Raw genomic sequence first — 26446 nt, 5'->3', positions numbered from 1 at the left:
CCGTCCCCCCGGCGGATCCGCCATCCGCTGCGCCACACCCCGGGCCCCGCCCTTGCGGATCAGTGGGCGACCTCCCGATGTCGACCCGCCACCCCCTCGCTCTCCCCCAAGCCGAACGATCGATCCGCGTGCCAGCGGATCGATCTAGGCGATCGCTCCCCGTTCTGCGAAACGTGACCACGCCGGAAAGCCGACTGTGCCGAGCCCGGCGGGGACGGGCTCGGAGATCAGGAAGGTCGAGCCGAACGATCGATCCGCGTGCCAGCGGATCGATCTAGGCGGTCGTCCCCCGCTCTGCGAATCGCAGCCGCCCTGGAAAGCCGACTGCGCCGAGCCCGGCCGGGACGGGCTCGGGGACGAGCACCGCGACCGCGCCGAGCCCGGCGGGGACGGGCTCGGTGTGAAACACCCCCGAGCCGAACGATCGATCCGCGTGCCAGCGGATCGATCTAGGCGATCGCTCCCCGCTCTGCGAAACGTGGCCACCCTCTCCGGCCGACCGCGCCGAGCCCGGCGGGGACGGGCTCGAAGGAAGATCAGCCGAGGCTCGCGACCCACTCCGAGCTGCCGTCGACGAAGGACTGCTCCTTCCAGATCGGTACCGACGCCTTGATGTCGTCGACCAGTGCCGCGCAGGCTTCGAAGGCCGCCGCGCGGTGGGCCGAGGCCACGGCGCAGGCGAGGGCGAGGTCGCCGACCACGAGGTCGCCGACCCGGTGCACGGCGGCGATCCGGACGTCGGGCCAGCGGTCGGCGATGCGGCGGGCGGAGGCGAGGAGTGCGGCGGGGGCGTCCGGGTGCGCCTCGTAGGACAGCCGGAGCACGCCGCGGCCCTCGTCGTGGTCGCGGACGACGCCCGCGAAGGTCACGACGGCGCCGTGCGTCGGGGAGTCGACCGCCTGCTCGCACTCGTCGACGGTGATGGCCTCGGCCGCGAGCCGGGCGAGGGCGACCGGCTCAGCGGGCATGGTCGCCGCCTCCGAGCTGGTCGAGCAGGTGCCCGATCACCGGGTCGAGCACGTCGATCCCGTCGCGGACGCCGCCGGGCGAGCCGGGGAGGTTCACCACGACGGTGCGGCCGCTGACGCCGGCGAGCCCGCGGCTGAGCACGGCGGTCGGGACGTGGGCGGCGCCCTTGGCGCGCACCGCCTCGGCGAGGCCGGGCAGGGGCCGCTCCAGGAGGGGGGCGGTCTGCTCCGGGGTGACGTCGCTCGGGGCGACGCCCGTCCCGCCGGTGGTCACGACCACGTCGACTCCGCTGCCGATGGCGTCGGCGATCGCCTCGCCCACCGCGTCGCCGTCGGCCACGACGACCACCCGGGACTCCCAGCCGCGGGCGGTGAACCAGGCCTCGAGCGCCGGTCCCGTCCGGTCCTCGTACACGCCGGAGGCGGCACGGGTGGAGGCGACGACCGCCACCGCCCGCCGCGTCACGGGGTTCCTCCGCTCGTCCACGAGCCGCTCCTCCCGCCCGCCTTCGCGAGCACACGGATACCGGTGATCGCGGCACCGCGATCGACCGCCTTGATCATGTCGTAGACCGTGAGGGCGGCCACGCTGACCGCGGTCAGCGCCTCCATCTCGACGCCGGTGCGCCCGGTCGTGCGCACGCGCGCCTCGATCCGGACGCGGCTGTCCTGCGGCTCGAGGTCCACGTCGACGCCGTCCAGCGCCAGCGGGTGGCAGAGCGGGATGAGGGTCGAGGTCGCCTTCGCGCCGAGGATCCCGGCGATCCGCGCCACGCCGAGCGCTTCGCCCTTGGTCAGCTCGCCCTGCTCGAGGAGCCGCACCACCTCGGGCGAGGTCTCGACGTAGCCCTCGGCGACGGCGGTGCGCGCCGTGACCTCCTTCGCGCTCACATCGACCATGTGCACGGCTCCGTCGCCGCGCACATGGGTGAGCCGATCGCTCTCAGTCATCGATCCTCCAGATCTCGACCGTGTCGCCGGTCGCTGCGTGGCCCGTCCCGACGGGGACGTGGATGAGCACGGTGGAGCGGGCGTAGGACGCCAGCAGGTGCGAGCCGGGCCCGCCCACCGGGTGCACGAAGCCCTCGTCGTCGAGGACTCCGCGGCGGATCTGGTGCAGGTGCGCGGGCGAGTCGAGCGCCGTGCCGAGGCGCGCACGGAGCCGCGGCCGCTCGGCGGGCGTCCGTCCCGCGAGCGAGCGCAGCACGGGCCGGAGGAACACCTCGAACGAGACCAGGGCGCTCACCGGGTTCCCGGGAAGCGAGACGACCGGCAGGTGCAGCCCCTCGGCCACGCGCACGAGACCGAGGCCCTGCGGGCCGCCCGGCTGCATCTCGACGTGGCCGAACTCCGAGCCCGCCGGGCCGAGCGCGTCGCGGACGACCTCGTAGGCGCCCGCGCTGACACCGCCGACCGTGATCACCAGGTCGGCCGCGCCCGCGTGCTCCTCGAGCAGCGCCAGGAGGTCCTCGGCCCGATCGCTCGTGCAGGCGGCGACGACGGGCAGCGCGCCCGCTTCGCGGACGGCCTCGGCCAGCAGGGCGCCGTTCGCGTCGTGGATCTGCGCCTCCTCGAGGACGGCGCCTGCGGGACGGATCTCGTTGCCGGTGGGGACGACGAGCACCCGGAGTCGCGGCAGCACCTCCGCCTCGGTCAGCCCGAGGGAGGCGAGGAGTCCGTAGTGGGCCGCGCGGAGGACCGTGCCGGCCGGGAGGGCGAGCTCGCCGCGGCGGGCGTCGCTGCCCCGGGCTCGGACGAAGGTCGCCGGCACCACCGGGTGCGCGAAGGCGACGCTGCCCGCCGCGGGGAAGCGCGGAGGATCGACGCGCTCGACCGGGACGACGGCGTCGGCCCCCTCCGGCAGCGGCGAGCCGGTCATGATCGGTGTCGCCGTGCCGGGCTCGTGCCGCGGCGCCCGGTCGCCCGCGGGGATCGGCGCCGAGACGGGCAGGGCGACGGGATGCTCCGGCGCCGCCGCGTCGAGGTCGGCCGCCCGCACCGCGAAGCCGTCCATCTGCGAGTTGTCGAAGCGCGGCAGGTCGAGCGGGGAGTCGACGGAGCGGGCGAGGACCCGCCGGTCGTACGCGCCCGGATCGGCGGCGACGGCGGCCGGCTCCAGGCTCAGCGTCTCGCGGGCGCCCCGCGTGGCCAGCGGCGCGAGCAGCGCCCGCACCCGGGCGGCGTGCAGGTCGATCGAGGTCATCGTGTCCTCTCGCGAGCGGCGGAGCCCGACCGGCGGCGGGACCGAGTCCATCTTGCCGGGTCGCGCCCGGTTCCGCGGCGTAGTGTGAGCGGATGAGCACAGCACTGGGGATCCCGGGCTTCCGGCCCCGACAGCGCAGCGCGGTCCTCCCGGCCGACCGCCCCGCCACCCCGCTCCTCCTGGACACCTACGGGCGCGTCGCGGACGATCTGCGGATCTCGCTGACGGACAAGTGCAATCTGCGCTGCACCTACTGCATGCCGGCGGAGGGCCTGCCGTTCCAGCCGCCCGCGTCCCTGCTCAGCCGTGAGGAGATCCTCCGCCTCGCGCGCATCGCCGTGGAGCAGTTCGGCGTCCGCCAGATCCGCTTCACCGGCGGCGAGCCGCTCCTGCGCAAGGACCTCGTCGACATCATCCGCGACGTCGCCTCCCTCGACCCGCGCCCCGAGATCTCGCTCACCACGAACGCGATCGGCCTGTCGGGTCGGGCGGCGGCGCTCGCCGACGCCGGCCTGAACCGCGTCAACGTCTCGCTCGACTCGATCTGCGCCGAGACCTTCGCGAAGGTCACCCGTCGCCCGTTCCTCGACCGCGTGCTCGCGGGCATCGACGCGCTCGGTCCCGCCGGCCTGGACCAGACCAAGATCAACGCGGTGCTCCTGCCCGGGATCAACGACCACGAGGCCCCGGAGCTGCTCGCCTGGGCCCTCGCGGGAGGCCACCAGCTCCGCTTCATCGAGCAGATGGCGCTCGACGCCGACCACGGCTGGGACCGCGCGACCATGATCACCGCCGCGGACATCCGGGCGCTGCTCTCGGAGCGCTTCTCGCTCAGCCCGCACCCGGCCCCCCGCGACGGCGCCCCCGCCGAGCTCTTCGACGTCCGCGAGGCCGGGGGGTCCGAGGTGCTCGGCCAGGTGGGGATCATCGCGTCCGTCACCGAGAACTTCTGCGACGACTGCCGCCGCACCCGGCTCACCGCCGAGGGAGGTGTCCGCAGCTGCCTCTTCTCGAACGAGGAGACGGACCTGCTCGGCCCGATGCGCGCGGGCGCGGACGACCACGAGGTCGCCCAGCTCTGGCGCGGGGCGATGTGGGCCAAGCCCGCGGGACACGAGATGAACAGGGCGGGCTTCGTGCAGCCCGAGCGCACGATGAGCGCGATCGGCGGATGAGCATGCGGGTCCGCTACTTCGCGGCGGCCAAGGCCGCCCTCGGCCGTGGTTCCGACGAGCTCGACGAGGTGCCCGACCTGGGCGCTCTCGAGGAGAGACTCGTCGCCTCCGCGCCCTCGGCCGCCGACGTGCTCGCACGGTGCACCTACCTGGTCGACGGCGTGTCGACCGCGGACAGGGCCACGCCGCTGCGTCCCGATGCCGCGGTCGACGTCCTGCCGCCGTTCGCCGGCGGCTGACCCCGAAGAGCCCTCCGTGACGAGCCGTCCTCGACCGGGCCGGTGCGTCCGCTCCGGGCGGTCCGCAGCAGGTGCGTCCGCGCTTCTGGAGGACGCTGCATCCCGAGGACGGACTGGTCCTGTCCCGCCGCACAGGGACCCGCGGGACGCCTCCCTCGGACCCGCGTGCGGCGGGGCAGGACCGGATCAGCGGCCGATCCCGTGCGTCACGGGCACAGGACGTTGGTCATCGTGTCGAGCACGTTGCGGTTCTGCACGTCGAGGAATCCGAACGCCGAGGAGACTCCGGTGGCGACCAGCACGCCGCTGACGAAGGCCCGGCCGTCCCGGGTCACGTAGGCGTCCGGCGCGTAGATGGTGGCGTCGGAGGGCACACCGGAGGCGACGCGGATCTGCGGCTGCGTCCTGTCCGCGAACGCGCCGTACCGGACGAGAGCGCCGTTCTGGATCACGTCCACGACGTCACGGTTCTGTCGATCGCGGTAGGCGTCGGCACTGGTCACCCCGGTGGCGACCAGGATGCTGCTGTTGAAGAGGCGCCCGTCCGGCGTCAGGTGGTACGAGGGCGCCAAGGCCGTCGATCCTGCCGGAACGTTCCTGGCGTAGACCTGGTTCTTCGTGGAGGAGATGTAGCGGACGAGCTCCGAGCCGACGATCACGTCGATGACGTCGTTGTTGCTCTGGTCGCGGAAGGAGTCCGCGCTCGTCACTCCGGTGGTCACGAGGGCTCCGCCGGCGCGCCGCAGCTCGCCGTTCGGTGTGACGTAGAAGGCGGGCGCATGGACCGTCGATCCGGCCGGCACGCCGCTCCCGATGGCCTTCGGCGCGGCCTCTCCGGTGACGAAGCGGTAGAAGACGCCGTCGACGACGAAGTCGGCGACGTCGCGGTTCTGCTCGTCGCGGAAGCCCTGGACGCTGGTGACGCCGCGCGCGATCCGCCCCCCGCCGTGATAGAGCTCGCCCGACTCCGTCAGGTAGTACCGGGGTCCGACGGTCTTGGCTCCCGAGGGCACGTTGCCGTTCGACTCCGTCGTCGTCCGTCCGCCGTCGGTGACGTACCGGACGGCGGTCCCCGTGGTCGCGGTGGTGCTCGCGGTCGCCGTCGCGCCCGCGGCGCCGGAGACGGCGGAGAGGGTGATGCCGTTCTGCGCCACGTTCCCGGCCGTGACCGGGATGCTCACGCGTCCGTCCGCGCCGGTCGTCGCCCTGACGGTCTGCGCGCCGCCGCTGGTCAGGCCGGCGGGGAGAGTGATGGTGACCGTGTCGCCGGCAGCGGGAGCGCCGTTGGTCGTGGCGAGGACGGAGACCGTTCTCGTGGTGCAGGCGGGGAAGGAGTACGCCGGGGCGTCGAAGGCGAGGGTGAGGCCGGTGGACGCGGCGGCCGCGGGGGTCGCGACCGCCGCGGCGACGACGGGGACGGACCAGGCCGCACCCGACATGATCGTCCGCCGGGCGGGCCCCCCGCGGGTCGAGTCGATCCGCGGTGGGAGGGAGCGCGAGTGCGCTGCCGTCGGGTCCAGGGCGTTGGTGTCCGTCATGGTGTTCCTTTTCTTTCTTTCGTGCGAGGGGTGGTGGACGCGCCGATCCTGCCGAACGTCCGGCCTCCGGTCGACGCGGAACGGGCCGCGACGAGGTTCCATGCCCGACCGTGGACGTTCCGTCGCGCCGCCGGACCGGGGGAGCCGCTCAGGCCGCCTCCTCGCCGGGAGCCCGTCCGGCGCGGGGGACGCGGCGGCCCACGTCAGCTCGCGTCGTCGATCCGGCGGAGGGTCCGCTGCATGTGGATCCGCGAGCTGAAGCCGGCCGACCGCGCCACGCGGTCCAGGTCCGCCGCCGCCCGCGGGCCGAGCTCGTCGAGGAGGCGCTGCGCCTCGAAGGCCCGTGCGCGCTCGATCCGCTGACGAGGGGTGGTGCCGGCGGCCGAGAACGCCCGGTGCAGGTGGCTGACCGACACGCCGAGGCGCTCCGCGAGCATCTCCACAGTGAAGGAGCGGTCGCGGTAGTGCCGCTCGATCAGGCGCGTGCCGTTCGCGTACACGGCGGCGGGGGACCGGTCCTCCCGGTCGGGGGAGGGCAGCAGCGCCGAGAAGGCCGAGGCCAGGAGGTGCTCGCTCGCGATCTCGAAGTGCTCGAAGGCCGCGTCCGAGGGCTCGACGCCGAAAGTGAGGACGGTGTTCGCCGCACCGGTGAGTGCGCGCCAGTAGGCCTCGGGGAGGGCGAGGACCCGGTCCGTGAGCGAGGCGAACTCGCTCGCGCGGAGCACCGAGGGGCGCAGCTGCCACTCGAAGCGCGCCCACGGACTGACCGCCGCCGCGTACTGCACCGTCGAGGCGCGGGTCACGAGAGCGCTGCCGGCCGGGAGCCGGTGGTCGCGGCCCCGGGCGGAGAGGCGGCCGGTCCCGTCGAGGCTGAAGAGCACGCGGAGCCTCCCGGGATGGGGGAGGACCTCGAACTCCCCGGTCTGCAGCCAGGCGCGGGTGAGGCTGAGGCGCGGCGAGACGATCGCGTCGCAGACGGCACCTCGCGGCAGGGGGCGCCGCGGAATCCAGCCGAGCCGACGCAGCCGCCTCTCGGCGGGACTCCAGACCTCGGGCATCACGCCTCCGCGCCGGGGTCGGGCGGGTCGGGAGGATCGAGCAGCGCCGCCTGCCGCGCGGAGTGCGGTGAAGGCGTCGGCATGGGTGCTCTCCTCGGAACGGTGGCCGCGAGCACGCCACCGCCGCTCAGCTTCGGACACTGCTCCGCCCTGATCCGCGGAGAAGGACGGATCCTCTCCGCTGCGAGCACCGAACATCCCGGGTCGCCGATCGGCAGGGCGCTGGGTGCGCCTCACCCCTCCCGTTCCGCGGCGCACGAGGCCGCGGCTCGGGTCACCGCTCCCGCCACGACGCCATCCCGCCGTCGAGCGAGTCGGACGCCACGCCCGCCGCCGCCGCGCGCTCCGCTGCGAGACGCGACCGGACCCCGGAGGCGCAGTGCAGCACGAGCGGACCGGCCGGCAGAGCGGCGGGGTCGAAGCGCGACATCGGCATCCGCACGGCACCGGGCACCGCGACGGACCGGTCCTCGTCGTCCTCGCGGAGGTCGACGACGGTCGGGGGCGTCGGCCCGGCCAGCCGCTCCCGCAGCTCGGCCGCCGTGATCGAGCCCGCCGCGGCCCGCCGCTCCGGGACCGGCGGCACCCGCCGCTCGAGAGGGAGCTCGGCCCAGGAGGAGTCGAGAGCGTCGTGCACGAGGACGCGACCGAACAGCGGCTCGCCCGCCCCGGTCACGAGCTTCACGACCTCGGCCGCCATGGCCGAGCCGATCAGCGCGCAGAGCGCGCCCAGCACGCCCACCGTCGAGCAGCTGTCGCCCGCGTCCTCGGCCTCGGGGTGCAGCGCGCGCAGGGTCACCCCTCCGCCCGGGGCGCCGGCCCAGAAGGTCGAGAGCTGCCCGTCGAAGCCGAGTGCCGATCCCCACACGTGCGGGATCCCGGCGCGCGTCGTCGCGTCCGAGGCGAGGTAGCGCGCGCCGAAGGTGTCGAAGCCGTCGACCACGACGTCCCAGCCCGCCACCAGGGCGTCGACGTTGGCCGAGGTCAGCGACACCGGGAAGGCCCGGGCGTCGATGCCGGGGGAGAGCCGCCGCGCGGTCGCCGCCGCCGACTCCGCCTTCGACCGGCCCACCGAGGAGTCGTCGTGCGCCGTCTGCCGCGCCAGGTTCGAGAGTTCGACGACGTCGCCGTCCACGATGCCGAGCCGCCCGATCCCGGCCGCGGCGAGCGCCGTGATCACCGGCGAGCCGATGCCGCCCGCGCCGAGGATCAGCACGCGCGCGTTCCGGAGGCGCCGCTGTCCGAGCTCCCCGAGGGGCGCCAGGCGGATCTGCCGGGCGAACCGCTCGCGCTCGGCGGCGGTCAGCGGCGGTCCGGGCTCGACGAGCGGGGTCATGAGAGCTCCTTCCTCCACTGGCCCTCGTGGGCGACGGGGGTGAAGCCGACGGCCTCGTTCACGGCGAGCATCGGTCGGTTCTCCTCGGCGTTCCAGGTGGAGACGGCCCGGCAGTCCGGGGCGGTCCCCACCGCGTCGCCGATCGCGGTCAGGGCGAGGAAGTCGCTCCAGCCGTCGGCGCCCACGGCCTCGGGGATCGCGAGCTCGCGGATCCGGAGCGCCGGGTCGGGGGTGCGGTTCACCACCCCAGTGTGCACGTCCCGGCGCCCGCGGCGGCCTCCTGCGCCTGTTCCGGTGCGGGATCGCGGCGGTCCGTCGGCCGGTCGGGGCTCCGCCTCCCGGCCCGGCCGCGGCCGTCGGCTACCGTGGAGGCGTTGTGGACGGGAGCGAGGCGGCCGGGTGTACCTGAAGAGCCTGACCCTCAAGGGGTTCAAGTCCTTCGCTCAGCCGACCACGTTCGCCTTCGAGCCGGGGGTCACCTGCGTCGTCGGCCCCAACGGCTCGGGCAAGAGCAACGTCGTCGACGCGCTCGCCTGGGTGATGGGGGAGCAGGGGGCGAAGACGCTCCGCGGCGGCAAGATGGAGGACGTCATCTTCGCGGGCACCTCCACCCGCGGACCCCTCGGCCGCGCCGAGGTCGCGCTCACCATCGACAACTCGGACGGCGCCCTGCCGATCGAGTACACCGAGGTGACGATCACCCGGACCCTCTTCCGCAACGGCGGCAGCGAGTACGCGATCAACGGACGCGGCTGCCGGCTGCTCGACGTGCAGGAGCTTCTGAGCGACTCCGGTCTCGGGCGCGAGATGCACGTCATCGTGGGGCAGGGACAGCTCGACGCCGTGCTGCACGCGACCCCCGAGGAGCGGCGCGGGTTCATCGAGGAGGCCGCCGGGATCCTCAAGCACCGACGCCGCAAGGAGAAGACGCTCCGCAAGCTCGAGGCGATGCAGGCGAACCTGACCCGCCTCTCCGACCTCGCGGGCGAGATCCGGCGCCAGCTCAAGCCCCTCGGGCGCCAGGCCGAGGTCGCACGGCAGGCGCAGACGATCGCCGCCGTGGTGCGCGACGCCCGGGCGCGCCTGCTCGCGGACGACGTGGTCGCGCTCCGGACCGCTCTGGACGGCTTCGCCCGCACCGAGAGCGAGCGGCACAGCGAGCGGGTGGTCCTGCAGCAGCGGCTCGAGCAGGCGACGCTCCGGCGAGCGCGGATCGAGGCGGAGGCGGTCGGCGACGCGGTCGACGACGCCCGGCGCACCTCGTTCGAGCTGGAGTCGGTGCAGGAGCGGCTGCGCAACCTCTCGGCCCTCGCCGGGCAGCGGCTCGCGATGCTCGAGCTCGAGTCCGAGCAGCCGCAGATCCAGCCGCGCGTGACGCCGGGGCAGGTGGAGGAGGCGCGGGTCGAGCTCGAGCGCCTGCGGCAGGCCGTCCTCGACGCGGAGTCGGCGTGGGTCCAGGCGCAGGGCACGACCGTCGCCGCCCGCTCCGCCCTCGACGCGGTCGACGAGGAGATCGCCGCGCAGGCGGCCCTCGTCTCGCGCTACGACCTCGAGCTCTCCACCCTCTCGGGGCAGGCCGACACCGCCGCCTCCGGTCTCGCGTCCGTCCGGGGCGAGGTCCTGCGCGCGCAGAACACCCTCGACGCGGCCGACCGGCGGAAGGAGGCGGCGCGGCGGGCGCTCGACGCTCTGGAGGCCGAGCTGGGCGACGCGGGCCGCGGCCCCGACGGCGGCCTCGACGAAAGCTACGAGCTCGCCCAGTCCGCGGTCTCGGCCGCCGAGGCCGGAATCGAGCGGCTGCGCGAGGAGCTGCACGCCCTGGAGCGCGAGCGCGAGGCGCTGGCCGCCCGCACGGGTGCCCTGTCGCTGGCCCTCGACGTCTCGGACGGCTCGGCCGAGCTGATCGCCGCCCGGATCGAGGGGGTGCGCGGCCGGGTCGCCGAGCGGATCCAGGTGCGGCCGGGCTCCGAGGCCGCGATCGCCGCCGCCCTCGGCGCGGTCGCCGACGCCGTGCTGGTCGAGTCGACCGCCCGGGCCGACGCGGCTCTGGACGCCGCGCTGGAGCGCGACCTCGGACACGTCGAGCTGCTGGTCGCCGACGCCACCCGGCCGCACGTCGCTCTCGCCGTTCCCGAGGGGGCGGAACGCGCGGGCGACCTCGTCACGGCGCCGGCCGGGGTCCTCTCGCTCCTCGAGCGCGTGCTCGTGGTCGAGGACCTCGCCGCGGCGCGGCGCCTGAGAGAGGGCATCGATCCGGGCACCGTCCTGGTCACCCGCGACGGCGCGACCGTCTCCGACGCCGTGCAGAGCGCCGGCTCCGGCGGGCAGCGCAGCCGGATCGAGCTCGTCTCCGAGCGCGACTCGGCCGCCGCCCGGCTGGAGGAGGTCGAGGGCGGGATCGACCGGCTCCGCTTCGAGCTCGCCGAGCAGACCGGTGCGCTCCGCGGCGCGAAGGAGCAGGCCGCGAGCGCGCTCTCGGCCCTCCGCGAGCACGACGCCGCCCGTGCCGCCCACACCGAGCGGCTCGGCGGCGTGCGCGCCCAGCTCGAGGCGGCCACCGCCGAGCACGGCCGGGGCTCGAGGGCGCTGGCCGTCGCCTCGGACCGGGTCGGCGACGCCGAGCGCGCGGCCCAGGAGGCGAGGTCGGCGCTCGACGCCGCGCGCGCCCGGCCTCGGCCGGTGCTCGACGCGAGCGCCCGCGACGGTCTGCAGCGCGACGTCGACACCGCACGCGAGCGCGAGATCGAGGCGCGGCTCGGCGTCGAGACCGCCAAGGAGCGGGTGCGGGCGGAGCAGTCCCGCGGGGAGGCGCTGGCCCGCCAGCTGGCCGCCGACCGCGCCGCCGCCGACGAGGCCGCGCGCCGCGCCGTGATCCGCCGTCGCCAGCGCGACGCGGCGGCCGAGGTGACCGCCGCGCTCCCCGCCGTCCTCGCCTCCGTCGACCGCTCCGTCCAGCAGGCCCGGGCCGAGCTCGTCGCGGCCGAGTCGGCGCGCTCGCAGCAGAACGCCGAGCTGCAGGGGCTCCGCCGCGAGGAGGGGAGCGTGCGCGACCGGCTCCAGTCCGTCACCGAGAGCGTCCACGGCCTCGAGCTGCAGATCTACGAGAAGAGGCTGCAGCTCACCGGTCTGCTCGAGCGCGCCGCGTCCGAGCTCGGGCTCACCGAGGACGTGCTGGTGGAGGAGTACGGTCCCGGAGTCGGCGTCCCCGACGAGACGGACGTGGAGCAGGAGCCGCGGCCCTACGTCCGCGAGGAGCAGCGCCGCCGCCTCGAGAAGGCCGAGAAGCAGCTCGGGCAGCTGGGCCGCGTCAACCCGCTCGCGCTGGAGGAGTTCGCCGCGCTGGAGCAGCGGCACGCGTTCCTGACCGAGCAGCTGGCCGACCTCACCGGGACCCGGCGCGACCTGCTCACCATCATCGAGGAGCTCGACGAGACGATGCAGACCGTGTTCGCCTCCGCGTTCGACGACACGCAGGCGGCGTTCGCGGACGTGTTCCCCGTCCTCTTCCCCGGCGGCACCGGCAGCATCCGGCTGACCGACCCGGAGAACCTGCTCACCACCGGCATCGAGGTCGCGGTGCGGCCGGCCGGCAAGAAGATCGAGCGGCTGTCGCTCCTCTCCGGAGGGGAGCGCTCGCTCGCGGCCGTGGCGTTCATGGTCGCCATCTTCAAGTCGCGGCCGAGCCCCTTCTACATCATGGACGAGGTGGAGGCCGCTCTCGACGACGCGAATCTCGGCCGACTGCTCAGCATCTTCGAGGACCTGCGCACCTCGAGCCAGCTGATCGTCATCACCCACCAGAAGCGGACCATGGAGATCGCGGACGCCCTCTACGGCGTGTCGATGCGGCAGGACGGCGTCTCGGCCGTCGTCGGCCAGCGCGTCGCCGCGCCCCCGGCCTGAACCCGCCTCCCCGACCGCTCGGAGGCGCGCCCGCCGGTAGCCTGGACCCATGGCAGAACGCACCTCCTGGTCGCTCGGCCGCGCACTGCGCGGCCTGTTCGAGAAGCGCACGATCGACGACCAGACCTGGGACGACCTCGAGACGGCGCTGATCACCGCCGACTTCGGCCCCGACATCACCGAGGAGATCGTCGACGACCTCCGCGCCAAGGTCGCCCGCTACTCCACCACCGACCCGCGCGACCTGCAGCGGATGCTCCGCGAGTCCCTCGAGGAGCGCTTGTCGAAGTACGACACGACCCTCAAGCTCAGCGAGCGCCCCGCCGTGATCCTCGTGGTCGGCGTGAACGGCGTCGGCAAGACCACGACCATCGGCAAGTTCGCCAAGTTCCTCCGCAACTACGGCCGGAGCGTCGTGGTCGGCGCGGCCGACACCTTCCGCGCCGCGGCGGTCGACCAGCTCGCCACCTGGGCGCAGCGCGCCGACGCCCAGATCGTCCGCCCGCAGCAGGAGCGCCAGGATCCGGCGTCCGTCGCCTTCCAGACCGTGCAGTTCGCGAAGGACACCGGCGTCGAGATGGTCATCATCGACACGGCCGGCCGCCTGCACACCAAGGGCGGGCTGATGGACGAGCTCACGAAGATCAAGCGCGTCATCGAGAAGCAGGCCCCGATCTCCGAGATCCTGCTCGTGCTCGACGCGACGACCGGTCAGAACGGGCTGAGCCAGGCCGAGGCGTTCATCGAGCACGCAGGCGTCACCGGCCTGGTCATCACCAAGCTCGACGGCTCCGCGAAGGGCGGCTTCGTCCTCGCGGTCCAGGAGCGCACCGGCATCCCGATCAAGCTCGTCGGCCAGGGCGAGGGCATCGGCGACCTCACCGGCTTCACCCCCCACGTCTTCGCCCAGCAGCTCGTCAGCTGAGCGGCCCCGCCCGGGACGACGCGCCGGCGCCGTCCCGGTGGCGGGCTACACGGCCTGCGAGAAGCCCAGCGCCGCGTCGGCGAGGTGGCGCAGGTGCTCCGGGACCGGCAGCCCCTTCGACTCCATCGAGCGCGCCCAGAGCCGGCCGGCCCGGTAGGAGGAGCGGACCAGGGGCCCCGCGAGGACGCCGAGGAAGCCGATGTCCTCGGCCTCCTCCTTGATCGCCACGAACTCCTCCGGGTGCACCCAGCGGTCCACCGGTAGATGCCGCGGCGTCGGGCGGAGGTACTGCGTGATGGTCACGATGTCGGTGCCGGCGTCGTGGAGGTCCTGCAGCGCCTGCGAGATCTCCTCCCGCTCCTCGCCCATGCCGAGGATGAGGTTCGACTTCGTGATCAGCCCCGCCTCCCGGCCCTGGGTGAGCACGTCGAGCGAGCGCTCGTAGCGGAAGGCCGGCCGGATGCGCTTGAAGATCCGCGGCACCGTCTCGACGTTGTGGGCGAACACCTCCGGCTCCGCGTCGAACACCCTCTGCAGGTGCTCGGCGCGGCCGGTGAAGTCCGGGACCAGGATCTCGACCCCCGTGCCCGGAGCCTGGGCGTGGATCTGGCGGATGGTCTCGGCGTAGAGCCAGGAGCCCTCGTCCGGCAGGTCGTCGCGGGCGACTCCGGTGACGGTCGCGTAGCGGAGGTTCATCCGCGCCACGGACTCGCCGACGCGCCGGGGCTCGTCCGCGTCGTAGTCCGCGGGCTTCCCGGTGTCGATCTGGCAGAAGTCGCAGCGGCGGGTGCACTGGGCGCCCCCGATGAGGAAGGTCGCCTCGCGGTCCTCCCAGCACTCGAAGATGTTGGGGCAGCCCGCCTCCTGGCAGACGGTGTGCAGCTCCTCGCTCTTCACCAGCGACTGCAGCTGCCGGTACTCCGGGCCCATCGAGGCCTTCGTGCGGATCCACTCGGGCTTGCGCTCGATCGGCGTCTCGGCGTTGCGGATCTCCAGCCGCAGGAGCTTGCGGCCGCCCGCCTCGGCGCTCATGCGGCGACCTCCTCGATCCGGGCGGAGAAGGCGGGCGCCGCCTCCGAGAAGCGCGCCGCCACCCGCGCCCGCACCGCCTCCATGGGCGGAGCCTCGCCGCGCTCGCGCTCGAGCGTGGTCACTCCGGCGTCGGCGATGCCGCAGGCGACGATGCGGGCGTAGGGCTCGAGGCTGTTCGAGACGTTGAGGGCGAATCCGTGCATCGTCACGCCCGAGGCGACGCGGATGCCGATCGCGGCGATCTTGTCGGCGCCGCCGTCCCTCGGGATCCACACTCCCGAGCGCCCGTCGACGCGCCGCCCCTGCACGCCCAGGTCGTCGAGAGCGGCGATCAGCACGCCCTCCAGCGAGCGGACGTAGGCGACCACGTCGACGGGCTCGCCGAGCCGCACGATCGGGTAGCCGACGAGCTGCCCCGGGCCGTGCCAGGTGATCCGCCCTCCGCGGTCGACGTCGACCACGGGCGAGCCGTCGTCCGGGCGCTCGTGCGCCTCGGTGCGCTTGCCGGCGGTGTAGACGGAGGAGTGCTCGCAGAGCACGAGGGTGTCCGGCCTCGAGCCCGCCACCACCTCGGCGTGCAGGCGGCGCTGCAGCTCCCAGCCGTCGGCGTAGTCCAGGGGTTCCGCGGAGTCGCCCGCCACCAGTGTCTCGATCACCGGGCCACCCTAACCCTGTTCTTGGACCCGGACCAGTTAATCCGCTCCGCGGTGATCGCGCCGATCGCGAGCCGATCGGCGGCCCCGCCCGCCGACGCTCCGGGCCTCCGGTAGAATTCCGGGCATCATGGCTACTTTCGGCACCCTCTCCGATCGACTCGTCGAGACCTTCAAGAACCTCCGGACGAAGGGCAAGCTCTCCGCGTCGGACGTCGACGGCACCGTCCGCGAGATCCGGCGGGCCCTCCTCGACGCCGACGTCGCGCTGGAGGTCGTGAAGGAGTTCACCGGCAAGGTGCGCGAGCGCGCCCTCGGCGACGAGGTCAACAAGGCGCTCAACCCGGCCCAGCAGGTCGTCCAGATCGTCAACGAGGAGCTCGTCGCGATCCTCGGCGGGCAGTCGCGCCGGCTCGAGTTCGCCAAGCGCCCGCCGACCGTCATCATGCTCGCCGGCCTCCAGGGCGCGGGCAAGACGACCCTCGCGGGCAAGCTCGGCAAGTACCTCGGCAAGGACGGCCACACCCCGCTGCTCGTCGCGGCCGACCTCCAGCGCCCCAACGCCGTGCAGCAGCTGCAGGTCGTCGGCGAGCAGGCCGGAGTCGCGGTCTACGCGCCGGAGCCGGGCAACGGCGTCGGCAACCCGGTCAAGGTCGCTCAGAACGCGATCCGCTTCGCGACCGACAAGCAGTACGACACGGTCATCATCGACACGGCCGGACGCCTCGGCGTCGACGCCGACATGATGAAGCAGGCCGCGGACATCCGCCGCGTCACGAACCCCGACGAGGTCCTGTTCGTCATCGACGCGATGATCGGCCAGGACGCGGTCGCGACCGCCAAGGCCTTCCAGGAGGGAGTCGACTTCACCGGCGTCGTCCTCTCCAAGCTCGACGGCGACGCCCGCGGAGGCGCGGCGCTCTCGGTCGCCTCGCTCACCGGCCGCCCGATCCTCTTCGCCTCCACGGGCGAGTCGCTCGACGACTTCGAGCAGTTCCACCCCGACCGCATGGCGAGCCGCATCCTCGACCTCGGCGACGTGCTGACCCTCATCGAGCAGGCCCAGTCCGCGTTCGACGAGGACGAGGCGCGCAAGATCGCCGAGAAGATCATGGGGGACACGTTCACCCTCGACGACTTCCTCGGCCAGATGCAGCAGCTGCGCAACATGGGCTCGATCAAGAAGATGATCGGCATGCTGCCCGGCGCGAAGGGCATGCGAGAGCAGCTCGACCAGTTCGACGAGCGCGAGATCGTGCGCACCGAGGCGATCATCCAGTCGATGACGAAGGCGGAGCGGGTCAACCCGAAGCTGCTCAACGGCTCGCGGCGCCTGCGCATCGCCCGCGGCTCCGGCATGACGGTCACGGACGTCAACCAGCTCGTCCAGCGCTTCGAGCAGGCCGCCAAGATGATGAAGACGGTCGCCAAGGGCGGCATGCCCTCGGTCCCCGGCATGGGCCCCGTGCCCGGCGCCGGCTACCAGGGCCGCCCGAAGCCGCAGAAGAAGAAGAGCAGCAAGTCCGGCAACCCCGCCAAGCGCGCGGCCGAGAACGCGGCGATCACCTCCGGGCCCCGCCCGGGCGACGCGGGCGGCTCCGGCTTCGGGCTGGGCGGCGGCGCCGGCAAGGGCGCCCAGCCCACGCCGGAGGAGCTCGAGCAGCTGCAGAAGCTCCTCGGGCGATGAGGCGGGTCGCGGCCGGACGCGCGGGCGGGATCCTCGTCCTCGCGGCCGTGCTCGGGCTCACCGGCTGCGCCGAGGGCTCCGGGGTCGACGCGATGACGGCGCCCTCCCCGGAGGACCTGGTCGGCCGCTGGGTGACGGGCGTCTCCTACGACGCGCCCGACGTGCCGTTCCTCCTGATCGCGGAGGACGGGACCTGGACGGGCTCCGACGGCTGCAACGGCGCGCAGGGCGAGTGGTCGATCGACCAGGAGGGCGCCCTCACCGTGTCGGCCGGGCCGAGCACGCTGATCGCCTGCGACGGCGTCGCACTGCCGATGATCTTCTCGGAGGCGGCGATGGCCTCGATCGACGGCGGACGGCTCCGTCTGTTCGACGACGAGGGGGCCACCGTCGTCAAGCTCGCCCGCTCCACGAGCGACGAGGCGCCCTCGGCGTCGCCGGACCCGGCGGGGGAGTAGCGCGCCGTCCCTCCGGGGGCCGCAGCGGGGATCCCCGTGAGGCGCACCGCTCGCTAGCGTGAGGGCATGACAACCGCACACGCGCGCCCCGTCCGCATCGGCGTCCAGATCGCACCGCAGCACGTCCCCTACGAGGTCATCCGCGACACGCTCGCCGAGCTCGAGGATCTCGGCGTCGACATCGCCTTCAACTGGGACCACTTCTTCCCGCTCTCGGGAGAGCCGAACGGCCTGCACTTCGAGGGCTGGAGCATGCTCGCGGCCTGGGCCGAGCAGACCAGCCGCATCGAGTTCGGTCCGCTGGTCACCTGCAACAGCTACCGGAACCCCGACCTCCTCGCCGACATGGCGCGCACGGTCGACCACATCAGCGCCAAGGGCGCCGAGGGCCGTCTGATCTTCGGCATCGGCTCGGGCTGGTTCGAGCGCGACTACGAGGAGTACGGCTACGAGTTCGGCACTCCCGGCTCCCGCCTCGACGAGCTCTCCGAGGCGATGCCGCGCATCCGCAGCCGGTGGTCGATGCTCAACCCGGCGCCCACACGCGACATCCCGGTGATGATCGGCGGCGGCGGCGAGAAGAAGACGCTGCGGATCGTCGCCGAGCACGCCGACATCTGGCACAGCTTCTCGGACGTCCCGACGCTCGAGCGCAAGCTCGGCGTGCTCTCGGAGTGGTGCGGCCGCGTCGACCGCGACCCGGCGGCGATCGAGATCTCGACCGGCGCGAGCGTGCGCGGCGGTGTCGGCGACGCCTCCTTCGACGTGCTCGACCAGCAGTACGACCTGGGCGCCCGCCTGTTCACGCTCGGCATCACCGGTCCGGACATCGATCTCGCGCCCGTGCGCGACCTGCTCGGCTGGCGCGACGGCCGGAACAGCACCGCGCGCTGACCCGGCGGGGCGCCGTCAGGGCGGCGCCCCGCGTCGGAGTCAGGCCGGCGGCGCGTCCGTCGCCTTCTGTCCCGTCGGCACCGCCCGGGCGAGGCCGGACTTCTCGGCCGCCACCTCGAACGCGTCTGCCAGGGCGCGCTGGCCCTCGACGGTGGGATGCACGCCGTCCTCGCCGAGCAGCCCGTCCTCGCGGAGGGGGTCCGGGTACTCGAGCGCACCGCCGCCGGCGGCAGTCACGGCCTCGACCAGCGCCGCGTCGTACTCGTCGAGATCGGAGGGACGCGGGTCGGGGCCCCAGACCGAGTCGAGCGCGATGAGCCGGGCCGAGGGCGAGGCGGACACGATCGCGTCCACTGCCGGCCCGATCGCGGCGTCCACGTCCTCCGGATCCCAGCCCAGGTCGTTGCTGCTGGCGATCAGCACGATCGCGTCGGGCCGGGTGTCGGCGATCTCCTCCGCGCGGTCGCCGATCGCGACGCCGCAGTCGCCCGGCTCGATGAAGCCGCCGCCGTCGCAGCCCAGGTTCGTGACCTCCCAGCCGAGGTCGTCGCCGACGAGAGCGGGCCAGGCCTGCTCCGGGTCGACCGTCAGACCGCGCACGATGCTGTCGCCGACGATCGTCACCCGGGAGCCGGCGGGAAGAGAGCCGCCGATCGAGAGCGGCAGCGGATCGGCGGTGACGGTCGGGAGGGGAGTGGCGGTGCCGGCGGGGGACGCGGTCGCCGGGCCGGTCGTCGTCGAGGACGAGCAGCCGGCGAGGCCGAGGGCCAGCGCGCCGATCGCGGCTGCGGCGAGGAGGACGGGACGCGTCATGAGCGGGGATCCCGGAGCCCGTCGCGCAACTCGCCCGCGAGCGCCCGGACCACCGCCTTGAGGTCGCCGTCGTTCGCCGCCGCCGTCCGCAGCTGGCGCTGGTAGCTCGCCCCCGCGACCAGGATCAGCTCGACGTCGCCGAGCTCCTTCACGCAGTCGAGACGCTCGGCGACCGGTGCGAGGGTGACGAGCAGGTCGCGGATGTCGTCGGTGACCAGCCGCTCCGCTCCGGCGGCGTCGAGGATGATCTCGGCGTCGAGCCCGTAGCGGGCCGCGCGCCACTTGTTCTCGCGCACGTACCAGGGCTGCATCGTCGGAAGGTCCTCGCCCGCGTCCAGCCGCGACGAGAGGTGCTCGACGAGGCACTGGATCAGCGCGGCGACCGCTCCGATCTCCTCCGCGGAGGAGAGGCCGTCGCACGCGCGCATCTCGAGAGTGCCCCACTGCGGCGAGGGGCGGATGTCCCAGCGGACCTCCGTGTGATCGTCGATGACGCCGGTGCGCATCATGTCGTCGACGTACTCCTCGTAGTTCGCCCAGGCGCCGAACTGCGGAGGCAGGCCCGCCGTCGGCAGCTGCTGGAACAGCAGCGCGCGGTTCGAGGCGTAGCCCGTGTCGACTCCGCCCCAGAACGGGCTCGACGCCGAGAGCGCCTGCAGGTGCGGGTAGTAGTCGAGCAGGGAGTTGAGGATCGGGAGCACCTTGTCGCGGTGCTCGATGCCGACGTGCACGTGGATGCCCCAGATCATCATGTTCCGGCCCCACCACTGGGTCCGGTCGATGAGGCGGTGGTACCGCTCCTTGTCCGTGATGGCCTGGTCGAACCACTGCGCGAACGGGTGCGTGCCCGAGCACACGAGGTCGAGTCCCATGGGGTCGGTGATCTCGCGCACCTGCCGCAGCTGGTCCTGCAGGTCGGCGACCGCGTCGCGGACGGAGGTGTGCACGCCGGAGACCAGCTCGACCGTGTTGCGCAGGAGCTCGCCGGTGATGTGCGGGTGCGGGGCGCCGTCGTCGCTGCGGAGCGCCTCCAGCACCACATCGGCGACGTTGGCGAGATCGCCCGTCTGCCGGTCGACGATCGCGACCTCCCACTCGATCCCGAGCGTGGAGCGGTCTGATGCGGCGAAGCTGATCTCCATGGCGTGGTCCTCATCGGATCCGGGCGTCCGCCGATCGGGACGCGCCTCGCCATCCTGCCACCTGCGGCCGGGGCGGACGCCGAGCCCCGGCGGAGGCCTTCCCGGTCCCGCGAGGCCCGCTCCCGCGAGGGTGCCGCTGGGCGGCGGCGTGCCGGGCCCGCACCAGGGCGGTTTTTCTGGCAGAATGATCCGTCGGGTCCGAGGCGGTCGACCCTCTACTCACCGCCGACGAAACCCCCTCGAGCTTCCGCCGGGTGTGCCCCCACGCTCACGGCTCAGTTCATCCATCATCGACCGGACACCGGTCAACGACCACACAGGAGAATTGTGGCTGTCAAGATTCGTCTGAAGCGCCTCGGCAAGATCCGGGCGCCCTACTACCGCATCGTCGTCGCCGACTCGCGCACCAAGCGCGACGGCCGCGTGATCGAGGAGATCGGCAAGTACCACCCGACCGAGCAGCCCTCGTTCATCCAGGTCGACTCGGAGCGCGCGCAGTACTGGCTCGGAGTCGGCGCGCAGCCGACCGAGCAGGTCGCCGCGATCCTCAAGCTGACCGGCGACTGGGGCCGCTTCAAGGGCGACGCCGACGCCGTCAGCACCGTCCAGGTGAAGGAGCCCAAGGCTCCGTTCGTCGTCGACGCGAAGAAGAAGCCCGTCCTCAAGCCGAAGTCCGAGGCTCCGGCCAAGGCCGCCCCGGTCGAGGACACCGCCGACGAGACCTCCACCGAGGCGTAGTCAGTGCTCGCTCCCGCCGTCGAACACCTCGTCAAGGGGATCGTCGAGAACCCCGATGAGGTCAGTGTCGTGGCCACGAGCTCCCCGCGCGGAGAGGTCCTCGAGGTGCGCGTGCACCCCGAGGACCTCGGCCGCGTGATCGGACGCTCCGGTCGCACCGCCAAGGCCGTCCGCACTCTCGTCGCCGCGCTCGCCGACGGGCGCCGCGTGCGCGTCGACGTCGTCGACACCGACAAGTAGAGGTGTCGGTCACCGGACCGGGCACGACGCAGCTCCGCGTCGCCCGACTCACCAAGGCCCACGGGCTCAAGGGCGCCATCAAGCTCGAGCTCTACACGGACGAGCCCGACAAGCGCTTCACCCCCGGATCCACGTTCACGCTGCAGGTCCCGCGCACCTCCGAGTGGCACGGCAAGAAGCTCGAGCTCGTCGAGCTGCGCTGGTACAACAGCCACCCCGTCGCGTTCTTCCGAGGCGTCGACGACCGCAACGCCGCTGAGACCCTCCTGAAGGCGATCCTCTGGATCGACGAGGAGGTGCAGACCCAGCCGGGCGAGGACGACTCCTGGTACGACTACCAGCTGGTCGGCATGAAGGTCGTCCGCGACGGCGTCGAGGTCGGCACCGTCCGCCGCGTCGACCACTTCCCCGCGCAGGACCTGCTCATCGTCGGTACCCCCTCCGGCGAGGTGATGGTGCCGTTCGTGAACGCGATCGTCCCCTCCGTCGACGCCGCGGCCGGGATCGTCACGGTCACGCCTCCGATCGGCCTGTTCGAGGAGGCTCCCGAGGAGGAGCCCGCCGCGGTCGACCTCAGCGGTGTCGACCTCGCGGACCCGGCGCTGAGCGCGCCTGCGGACGCCGACGCGCCGGACGCCTCCGATGACGCGGACTCCGCTGACGCGGACGCCGCTCTCGAGGAGCCCGCCGACGACGAGCCCCCGGCCGCCTCCGACGCCGCCTCCGAGGAGGAGCCCCGGTCGTGAGGATCGACATCGTCACGATCTTCCCGGAGTTCTTCGGCGTGCTCGACATCAGCCTGCTCGGCCGTGCTCGGCAGAGCGGGCTGATCGAGCTCGGCGTGCACGACCTGCGCGACTTCACCCACGACCGCCACCGCACCGTCGACGACACGCCCTACGGCGGCGGCGCCGGCATGGTGATGCGACCGGAGCCGTGGGGCGAGGCGCTCGACACGATCCTCGACGGCGCGGACGACCCCGTCGTGATCTTCCCGTCGCCCGCGGGCGAGCTGTTCACCCAGGCGACCGCCCGCGAGCTCGCGGAGGAGTCCTCCCTCGTCTTCGGCTGCGGCCGCTACGAGGGCATCGACCAGCGCGTTGTGGACCACACCGCCGAGCGCGCGCGGGTCCGGCTGATCAGCCTCGGCGACTACGTCCTCAACGGAGGAGAGGTCGCCGTGATGGCGATGATCGAGGCCGTCGGACGCCTGGTCCCGGGCGTCGTCGGCAATCCGGCGAGCCTGGTCGAGGAGAGCCACTCCGACGGGCTGCTCGAGTACCCGAGCTACACCAAGCCCGCTTCCTGGCGGGGCCTCGACGTCCCTCCGGTGCTCCTCAGCGGCAACCACGGGGCGATCGCCGCCTGGCGCCACGAGCAGAGCGTCGAGCGCACGCGCCGCGTCCGCCCCGAACTGCTTCCCTAGCCCCGCGCCGCACGCTCACCGGGCCGCGAGGGCCAGGTGCCGGTCGCGGAGGGCGAGGAAGAGGGGGAACGCGAACGCGAGGGCGACCAGCGGCGCGAGCAGCACCAGGATCCACACGCGGCGCATCCCGATCCGGCGGCCCTCCACCACCATGAAGGCGACGGCCGCGATCGCGACGACCAGCAGGTCGGTCGAGAACGACGACACCCACGGCCCGCCTGCGGCAAGGCCGGCGAGCACGTCCGCGCCCTCCTGCATCGCCCGCACGTTCCAGGTCCAGGTCCCGATCAGCCCGGCGAGGGCGAGGATGAGGTAGACGATCCCGAGCGGCGTCCAGCTGCGGCGTAGCCGGCTCATGCGCGGGCCTCCGTTCGTGCGAGGGTGAGGATCGTCCCTCCGGCGAGGGCGACCACCGCCACAGTAGCGACGGCGAGGGTCAGCGCGTCCGGTGCGGTCAGCGCCTGTCCGCGCAGCGCCTGCCAGCAGGTGAGGGCGACCGCGGCCGCCCAGCCCGCCGAGGCCAGTGCGACGAGCCGCAGCCGGGTGCATCCGAGGCGCAGCAAGGGGATCCGGGGTGCCAGCCGTCCGAGCAGCAGCGCGAGCAGCGGGAGCCCCTGCAGAGCGTGCATCCCGACGAAGTGCGGGATGCGCAGATCGCCCCCCGTGGTGCTCCAGCCCAGGAGGGGGAGGCCGGGTCCGCCGTCCGCGACTCCGACGGCGTGCGCGCCGACGACGCCCTGGTAGTCGCTGATCTGGCCGGGCGAGGGCCCCGTCATCAGGAACGCGAGGGCCATCCCGACGAGCCCGATCACGAGTCCGGCACGGACGGCGAGCGTCAGCGCAGGGTCGCCGAGCGGCACCCGCGCCAGGAGGGCGGCGAGGACCAGCGTCGCCAGCCAGACCACCACGATGGAGACGGCCATCGAGGCCCAGAGCGCGGCGTGCAGGGGAGTGGAGACGTCGAAGTGGCTGCGCTCGCCGACCAGGGCGGCGCCTCCGATCACGACCATCTCGACCGCCAGGCCGACTGCCGCGACCGTGCCCAGCGCTCGGGCGAGGCGGCGCCGGCGGGGCACGAGCCCGATCAGCCAGGCGAGCGTCACGGCGTACAGCGCGATCGAGAGGCAGAACTTCAGCGGCTTGCCCCAGAGCGGCTGTCCGCCGAGCTCGCGGGGATCGAGGACCAGCGCGATCGCGCAGAGGAGGGCGCCGACCGCCATCGCGGCAGCGAGCACCAGAAGCGGCCGGTGCGGAGCGGCGGAGGCCGTGCGCGCGGGCGTCTCGGTCGCCGCACTCATCGGGGCACCTCCGTCGAGCCGAAGCGGCTCTGCGTCTCGCGCGCCTGGGCGACGCGCCGGAGCGACTGCAGCACCACGTCTCCGAGCGCGGTGCCGACGGCGGCGACGGCGGCCTGCTCGCTCACGCTGTCGCGGGCCTGCAGTTCGTCGAGGTCGGCGGAGGCGACGAGGGCGGCGGCGCGTGCGTAGGCCTCGAGCCAGCCGGCACTCATCGGTCCGGTGGAGAGCTCGAGCGCGTCGAGCGCCCGTGCCGCCGTCGCGACGGCAGGGTGGCCGCAGTGGTCGGAGCCCGCGGCCTCGGCGATCCGCCGCGTCGACGCCTCAGTGGCGGACGCTGTCGAGTCGGCGCTCACGGAGACCACGTCCTGCGCCACCTCGAACGCCGCTGTCGGACCGACGCCCGCGTCGAGCGCCGCCGTGATCCGCTTCGCGCCGGCGATGCCGACGCCGCCGCTCTCGATGAGCGCCCGGAGCAGCGTCAGGCGGGCGACATGGGCGTCCCCGTACTCCGCCCGCTGAGGGCCGGCGGCGTCGCCCGGCGGCAGCAGCCCCTCCCGGATGTAGTACTTGATCGTGGGCAGGCTGACGCCGCTGCTGCGGCTGAGCTCCGAGATTCTCACGTGGACAGTATCGCTATCGGATAGCGGTACTGTCCATCATTCGGTCAGTCCCGCGCGGAGAGGACGATGTTCCCCGTCTCGGTGATGGCGATCGTGTGCTCCATGTGGGCGCCGCGAGAGCCGTCACGGCTGCGGAGGGTCCAGCCGTCCTTGTCCGTGTAGATCTCGTCGGTCGTCTGCAGGAACCACGGCTCGATCGCGACGACGAGGCCCGGGCGGAGCGGGTAGCCGCGGCCGGCGCGTCCGTCGTTGGGGATGTGCGGATCGCCGTGCATCGTGCGGCCGACGCCGTGGCCGCCGAAGTCGGTGTTGATGGACAGGCCCTCGGCGTGCGCGACGGCCGCGATGGCCGCGGAGATGTCGCCGATCTTCTTCCCGGGCTGGGCGGCGGCGATGCCGGCCTCGAGCGCGCGGGTGGTGGTGTCGATGAGGGCGAGGTCCTCCTCGCGCGGCGTCCCGACCACGACGCTGATGGCCGAGTCGGCGACCCAGCCGTTCACGGAGGCGGCGAAGTCGAGGGTGAGCAGGTCGCCGTCCCTCAGCCGGTAGTCGAAGGGCAGGCCGTGCAGCACCGCGTCGTTGACGGAGGTGCAGATGACCTTGCCGAAGGGGCTCGCGCCGAAGGAGGGGTGGTAGTCGATGTAGCAGGACTCGGCGCCGGCCGTGCGGATCATGTCGTGGGCGAGCCGGTCGAGCTCCAGCAGGTTCACGCCGACCGCGGCGGCGGCGGAGGTGGCCTTCAGTACCTCGCCGACGAAGCGGCCGGCGGGACGCATCTCCTCGATCTCGGCGGGGGTGCGTAGCTCGATCATCCTGATCCTCTCGGGGTCCGCTGAGCCGTCGCTCAGCGGTGGTGGGTACGGTCGGTGCATGCGCACGCGACGGGCATTCGGTTCCTGGCAGTTCCCGGCGGCGATCGTGCTGCCCTTGTGGATCCTCCTCGGCTACGGGGTCTTCGGAGGATCGAGCGGCTGGACCGTGCTCGGCCTGGTGATCGCCCTCCCCATTCTGGCGGTCGCGCTGGCGGCTGTGGCCGCGATCGTCGCATTCCGGGTGACCGTCCGGCCCACGCGCACTCCCGCGTGGGGCGACGTGGCCGTGGTCGGCGCCTGGCACCTCTCCCTGATCGCCTTCGGCTTCTTCCCGCCCGGCGCCTGGGCGCTGGGCCTGCTCTCGGTGGTCCTCGGAGTGGCGGCCTTCTGGCACTCGGCGTGGCGGTTCCTCGCCGACGCGAGGGCCACTCTCCTCGCCTTCTCGGAGGCGGCGTCCGTGCAGGCCGAGGGCGCTCACCGCCCGGTCGCAGGCGAGGGCTTCGATCCGGAGCGCCCGCAGGACGGGCAGACCATCGTCCTCTGAGGGGGCCTCCTGCGAGACGCTGTCCCATTGCGAGGCCCCGCCCTGCTCCACGGCTCGGCCCTCTCGACGGATCCGCCCTCTGCGCAGCTCTGCCCTCCGGGTGACCCTGCCCTCCAGACGAGCCTGCTTTGACTCGGATCGACGCGGCATGGCAGAATGAGCGCTTGTGCCTCGCGCAGGCTCTGCCACAGGGGAGCCGCGACGACGTGGGCACGACCGACTTCCATCAACGAAACGGTGTTCGACCTGTGGCGGGCACGGAGAGCGATACAGCATGCACATCCTCGATTCCGTCGATGCGGCGTCCCTCCGCAGCGATGTCCCGGACTTCCGCGCCGGCGACACCGTCAAGGTCCACGTCAACATCGTCGAGGGCTCCCGCTCGCGCATCCAGGTCTTCCAGGGCGTCGTCATCGGCCGCTCGAACGAGGGCGTCCGCGAGACCTTCACCGTCCGCAAGGTGAGCTTCCAGGTCGGCGTCGAGCGCACGTTCCCCGTGCACTCGCCGGTCATCGACCACATCGAGGTCGTCACTCGCGGTGACGTCCGTCGCGCGAAGCTCTACTACCTGCGCAACCTGCGCGGCAAGAAGGCGAAGATCAAGGAGAAGCGCGACGCCTGAGCGGCATCCGCACGACTTCTCGGGAACCCCGGTCCACCTATGATGGACCGGGGTTCCTCCCTTTCTCGGGGGCGATCCGTCCGGGGAGTCCACCCGGTGATGCACAGTAGGGGCGACGGCGA

The 26446-nt window shown here is 73.2% G+C and carries 29 protein-coding genes; 13 read left to right on the top strand and 16 right to left on the bottom strand.

Translation table 11 applies throughout. The annotated features are described in order from the left end of the window. Nucleotides 1-536 precede the first annotated feature (536 nt). Genes C5C10_RS03410 through glp form a run of 4 tightly spaced genes read right to left on the bottom strand, consistent with a single transcriptional unit; the run spans nt 537 to nt 3171 of the window. Complete coding sequence (locus tag C5C10_RS03410) at nt 537-968, bottom strand: molybdenum cofactor biosynthesis protein MoaE (RefSeq protein ID WP_104247639.1); 432 nt, start codon at nt 966-968, stop codon at nt 537-539. Then, nucleotides 958-1455, bottom strand: coding sequence for a molybdenum cofactor biosynthesis protein B (locus C5C10_RS03405; protein ID WP_258060381.1), 498 nt, complete (start codon nt 1453-1455; stop codon nt 958-960). Before C5C10_RS03405 ends, C5C10_RS03410 begins: the two co-directional genes overlap by 11 nt. After that, the gene (moaC, locus tag C5C10_RS03400; protein WP_104328507.1) at nt 1431-1919 is read right to left on the bottom strand and encodes a cyclic pyranopterin monophosphate synthase MoaC; all 489 of its coding nucleotides are present in this window, start codon (nt 1917-1919) and stop codon (nt 1431-1433) included. The genes C5C10_RS03405 and moaC overlap by 25 nt, the downstream gene beginning before the upstream one ends. Next, a complete protein-coding gene (gene glp / locus C5C10_RS03395) occupies nt 1912-3171 on the bottom strand; it encodes a gephyrin-like molybdotransferase Glp (RefSeq protein ID WP_104328516.1) in 1260 nt (419 codons plus the stop codon). The genes moaC and glp overlap by 8 nt, the downstream gene beginning before the upstream one ends. 92 nt (nt 3172-3263) lie before the next feature. Between glp and moaA the strand changes: the two genes are divergently transcribed. Together moaA and C5C10_RS03385 are read left to right on the top strand one after the other, a co-directional pair. Then, nucleotides 3264-4346: a GTP 3',8-cyclase MoaA gene (gene moaA / locus C5C10_RS03390; protein ID WP_104328506.1), complete on the top strand. Its 1083-nt coding sequence runs from the start codon at nt 3264-3266 to the stop codon at nt 4344-4346. Then, nucleotides 4343-4585 (top strand): MoaD/ThiS family protein, encoded by a 243-nt coding sequence (locus tag C5C10_RS03385; protein WP_104223924.1) that lies wholly within the window; start codon nt 4343-4345, stop codon nt 4583-4585. The genes moaA and C5C10_RS03385 overlap by 4 nt, the downstream gene beginning before the upstream one ends. A 206-nt stretch (nt 4586-4791) precedes the next feature. On the opposite strand, the gene C5C10_RS03380 is transcribed toward C5C10_RS03385, so the two are convergent. The 4 genes from C5C10_RS03380 to C5C10_RS18345 form a co-directional block, all read right to left on the bottom strand. Continuing rightward, complete coding sequence (locus C5C10_RS03380) at nt 4792-6123, bottom strand: hypothetical protein (protein ID WP_104328505.1); 1332 nt, start codon at nt 6121-6123, stop codon at nt 4792-4794. A gap of 203 nt (nt 6124-6326) precedes the next feature. Beyond that, the gene (locus C5C10_RS03375) at nt 6327-7181 is read right to left on the bottom strand and encodes an AraC family transcriptional regulator (RefSeq protein WP_146082098.1); all 855 of its coding nucleotides are present in this window, start codon (nt 7179-7181) and stop codon (nt 6327-6329) included. A 274-nt stretch (nt 7182-7455) separates the two neighbouring features. After that, nucleotides 7456-8517 (bottom strand): ThiF family adenylyltransferase, encoded by a 1062-nt coding sequence (locus C5C10_RS03370; RefSeq protein WP_104232484.1) that lies wholly within the window; start codon nt 8515-8517, stop codon nt 7456-7458. Further along, complete coding sequence (locus C5C10_RS18345; RefSeq protein ID WP_181073375.1) at nt 8514-8759, bottom strand: hypothetical protein; 246 nt, start codon at nt 8757-8759, stop codon at nt 8514-8516. Before C5C10_RS18345 ends, C5C10_RS03370 begins: the two co-directional genes overlap by 4 nt. 157 nt (nt 8760-8916) lie before the next feature. Here C5C10_RS18345 and smc point away from each other — a divergent pair, with 157 nt between their 5' ends. Together smc and ftsY are read left to right on the top strand one after the other, a co-directional pair. After that, nucleotides 8917-12420: a chromosome segregation protein SMC gene (gene smc, locus C5C10_RS03360; RefSeq protein WP_104328504.1), complete on the top strand. Its 3504-nt coding sequence runs from the start codon at nt 8917-8919 to the stop codon at nt 12418-12420. A 49-nt stretch (nt 12421-12469) separates the two neighbouring features. Next, nucleotides 12470-13345, top strand: a complete 876-nt coding sequence (gene ftsY, locus C5C10_RS03355; RefSeq protein WP_104223920.1) for a signal recognition particle-docking protein FtsY — start codon at nt 12470-12472, stop codon at nt 13343-13345. A 45-nt stretch (nt 13346-13390) separates the two neighbouring features. On the opposite strand, the gene lipA is transcribed toward ftsY, so the two are convergent. Then, a complete protein-coding gene (lipA, locus tag C5C10_RS03350; protein WP_104292199.1) occupies nt 13391-14377 on the bottom strand; it encodes a lipoyl synthase in 987 nt (328 codons plus the stop codon). Next, nucleotides 14374-15033, bottom strand: coding sequence for a lipoyl(octanoyl) transferase LipB (gene lipB / locus C5C10_RS03345; RefSeq protein WP_104328503.1), 660 nt, complete (start codon nt 15031-15033; stop codon nt 14374-14376). Before lipB ends, lipA begins: the two co-directional genes overlap by 4 nt. A gap of 127 nt (nt 15034-15160) precedes the next feature. Between lipB and ffh the strand changes: the two genes are divergently transcribed. The 3 genes from ffh (at nt 15161) to C5C10_RS03330 (ending at nt 18069) form a co-directional block, all read left to right on the top strand. Then, nucleotides 15161-16717: a signal recognition particle protein gene (gene ffh, locus C5C10_RS03340; protein WP_104226882.1), complete on the top strand. Its 1557-nt coding sequence runs from the start codon at nt 15161-15163 to the stop codon at nt 16715-16717. Then, on the top strand, nt 16714-17175 hold the full coding sequence (locus tag C5C10_RS03335) for an META domain-containing protein (protein ID WP_104260572.1): 462 nt from the start codon (nt 16714-16716) through the stop codon (nt 17173-17175). Before ffh ends, C5C10_RS03335 begins: the two co-directional genes overlap by 4 nt. Before the next feature lie 66 nt (nt 17176-17241). Beyond that, nucleotides 17242-18069, top strand: a complete 828-nt coding sequence (locus tag C5C10_RS03330; protein WP_104223915.1) for an LLM class F420-dependent oxidoreductase — start codon at nt 17242-17244, stop codon at nt 18067-18069. 39 nt (nt 18070-18108) lie between these two features. Here the strand turns inward: C5C10_RS03330 and C5C10_RS03325 are convergent, their stop codons facing one another. Continuing rightward, nucleotides 18109-18882, bottom strand: coding sequence for an SGNH/GDSL hydrolase family protein (locus tag C5C10_RS03325; RefSeq protein ID WP_104269063.1), 774 nt, complete (start codon nt 18880-18882; stop codon nt 18109-18111). Continuing rightward, nucleotides 18879-20024, bottom strand: a complete 1146-nt coding sequence (locus C5C10_RS03320; protein WP_104328502.1) for a glutamate--cysteine ligase — start codon at nt 20022-20024, stop codon at nt 18879-18881. The genes C5C10_RS03325 and C5C10_RS03320 overlap by 4 nt, the downstream gene beginning before the upstream one ends. A 327-nt stretch (nt 20025-20351) precedes the next feature. Here C5C10_RS03320 and rpsP point away from each other — a divergent pair, with 327 nt between their 5' ends. Genes rpsP through trmD form a run of 4 tightly spaced genes read left to right on the top strand, consistent with a single transcriptional unit; the run spans nt 20352 to nt 22428 of the window. After that, nucleotides 20352-20762: a 30S ribosomal protein S16 gene (gene rpsP, locus C5C10_RS03315; RefSeq protein ID WP_104223912.1), complete on the top strand. Its 411-nt coding sequence runs from the start codon at nt 20352-20354 to the stop codon at nt 20760-20762. Between the two features lie 3 nt (nt 20763-20765). Beyond that, the gene (locus C5C10_RS03310; RefSeq protein WP_068210678.1) at nt 20766-21002 is read left to right on the top strand and encodes an RNA-binding protein; all 237 of its coding nucleotides are present in this window, start codon (nt 20766-20768) and stop codon (nt 21000-21002) included. Nucleotides 21003-21004: 2 nt separating this feature from the next. Then, nucleotides 21005-21748 carry a ribosome maturation factor RimM gene (gene rimM / locus C5C10_RS03305; protein WP_104328501.1) on the top strand — a complete coding sequence of 248 codons (744 nt, stop codon included), beginning with the start codon at nt 21005-21007 and terminating at the stop codon, nt 21746-21748. Then, on the top strand, nt 21745-22428 hold the full coding sequence (gene trmD / locus C5C10_RS03300; RefSeq protein ID WP_104256310.1) for a tRNA (guanosine(37)-N1)-methyltransferase TrmD: 684 nt from the start codon (nt 21745-21747) through the stop codon (nt 22426-22428). Before rimM ends, trmD begins: the two co-directional genes overlap by 4 nt. A 15-nt stretch (nt 22429-22443) precedes the next feature. On the opposite strand, the gene C5C10_RS03295 is transcribed toward trmD, so the two are convergent. From C5C10_RS03295 to map, 4 genes are read right to left on the bottom strand one after another with little or no spacing between them, the layout of a single operon-like run. After that, entirely contained in the window at nt 22444-22785 is a 342-nt protein-coding gene (locus C5C10_RS03295; RefSeq protein WP_104328500.1) for a DUF2834 domain-containing protein, read from the bottom strand. After that, nucleotides 22782-23726, bottom strand: a complete 945-nt coding sequence (locus C5C10_RS03290; protein ID WP_104328499.1) for a hypothetical protein — start codon at nt 23724-23726, stop codon at nt 22782-22784. Before C5C10_RS03290 ends, C5C10_RS03295 begins: the two co-directional genes overlap by 4 nt. Then, nucleotides 23723-24346: a MerR family transcriptional regulator gene (locus C5C10_RS03285; protein ID WP_104328498.1), complete on the bottom strand. Its 624-nt coding sequence runs from the start codon at nt 24344-24346 to the stop codon at nt 23723-23725. Before C5C10_RS03285 ends, C5C10_RS03290 begins: the two co-directional genes overlap by 4 nt. Before the next feature lie 44 nt (nt 24347-24390). Further along, nucleotides 24391-25158, bottom strand: coding sequence for a type I methionyl aminopeptidase (gene map, locus C5C10_RS03280; RefSeq protein WP_104319244.1), 768 nt, complete (start codon nt 25156-25158; stop codon nt 24391-24393). Between the two features lie 58 nt (nt 25159-25216). Between map and C5C10_RS03275 the strand changes: the two genes are divergently transcribed. Together C5C10_RS03275 and rplS are read left to right on the top strand one after the other, a co-directional pair. Further along, the gene (locus tag C5C10_RS03275; protein ID WP_104223905.1) at nt 25217-25702 is read left to right on the top strand and encodes a hypothetical protein; all 486 of its coding nucleotides are present in this window, start codon (nt 25217-25219) and stop codon (nt 25700-25702) included. Nucleotides 25703-25976: 274 nt separating this feature from the next. Continuing rightward, entirely contained in the window at nt 25977-26324 is a 348-nt protein-coding gene (gene rplS / locus C5C10_RS03270) for a 50S ribosomal protein L19 (RefSeq protein ID WP_104223904.1), read from the top strand. The last annotated feature ends 122 nt before the right edge of the window (nt 26325-26446 follow it).

Origin of the sequence: Rathayibacter sp. AY1A3 (assembly GCF_002930975.1) — a bacterium.
GTDB lineage: Bacteria > Actinomycetota > Actinomycetes > Actinomycetales > Microbacteriaceae > Rathayibacter.
Note: the sequence above shows the minus strand (reverse complement) of the source record. Positions and strands in the feature narration are given on the sequence as shown.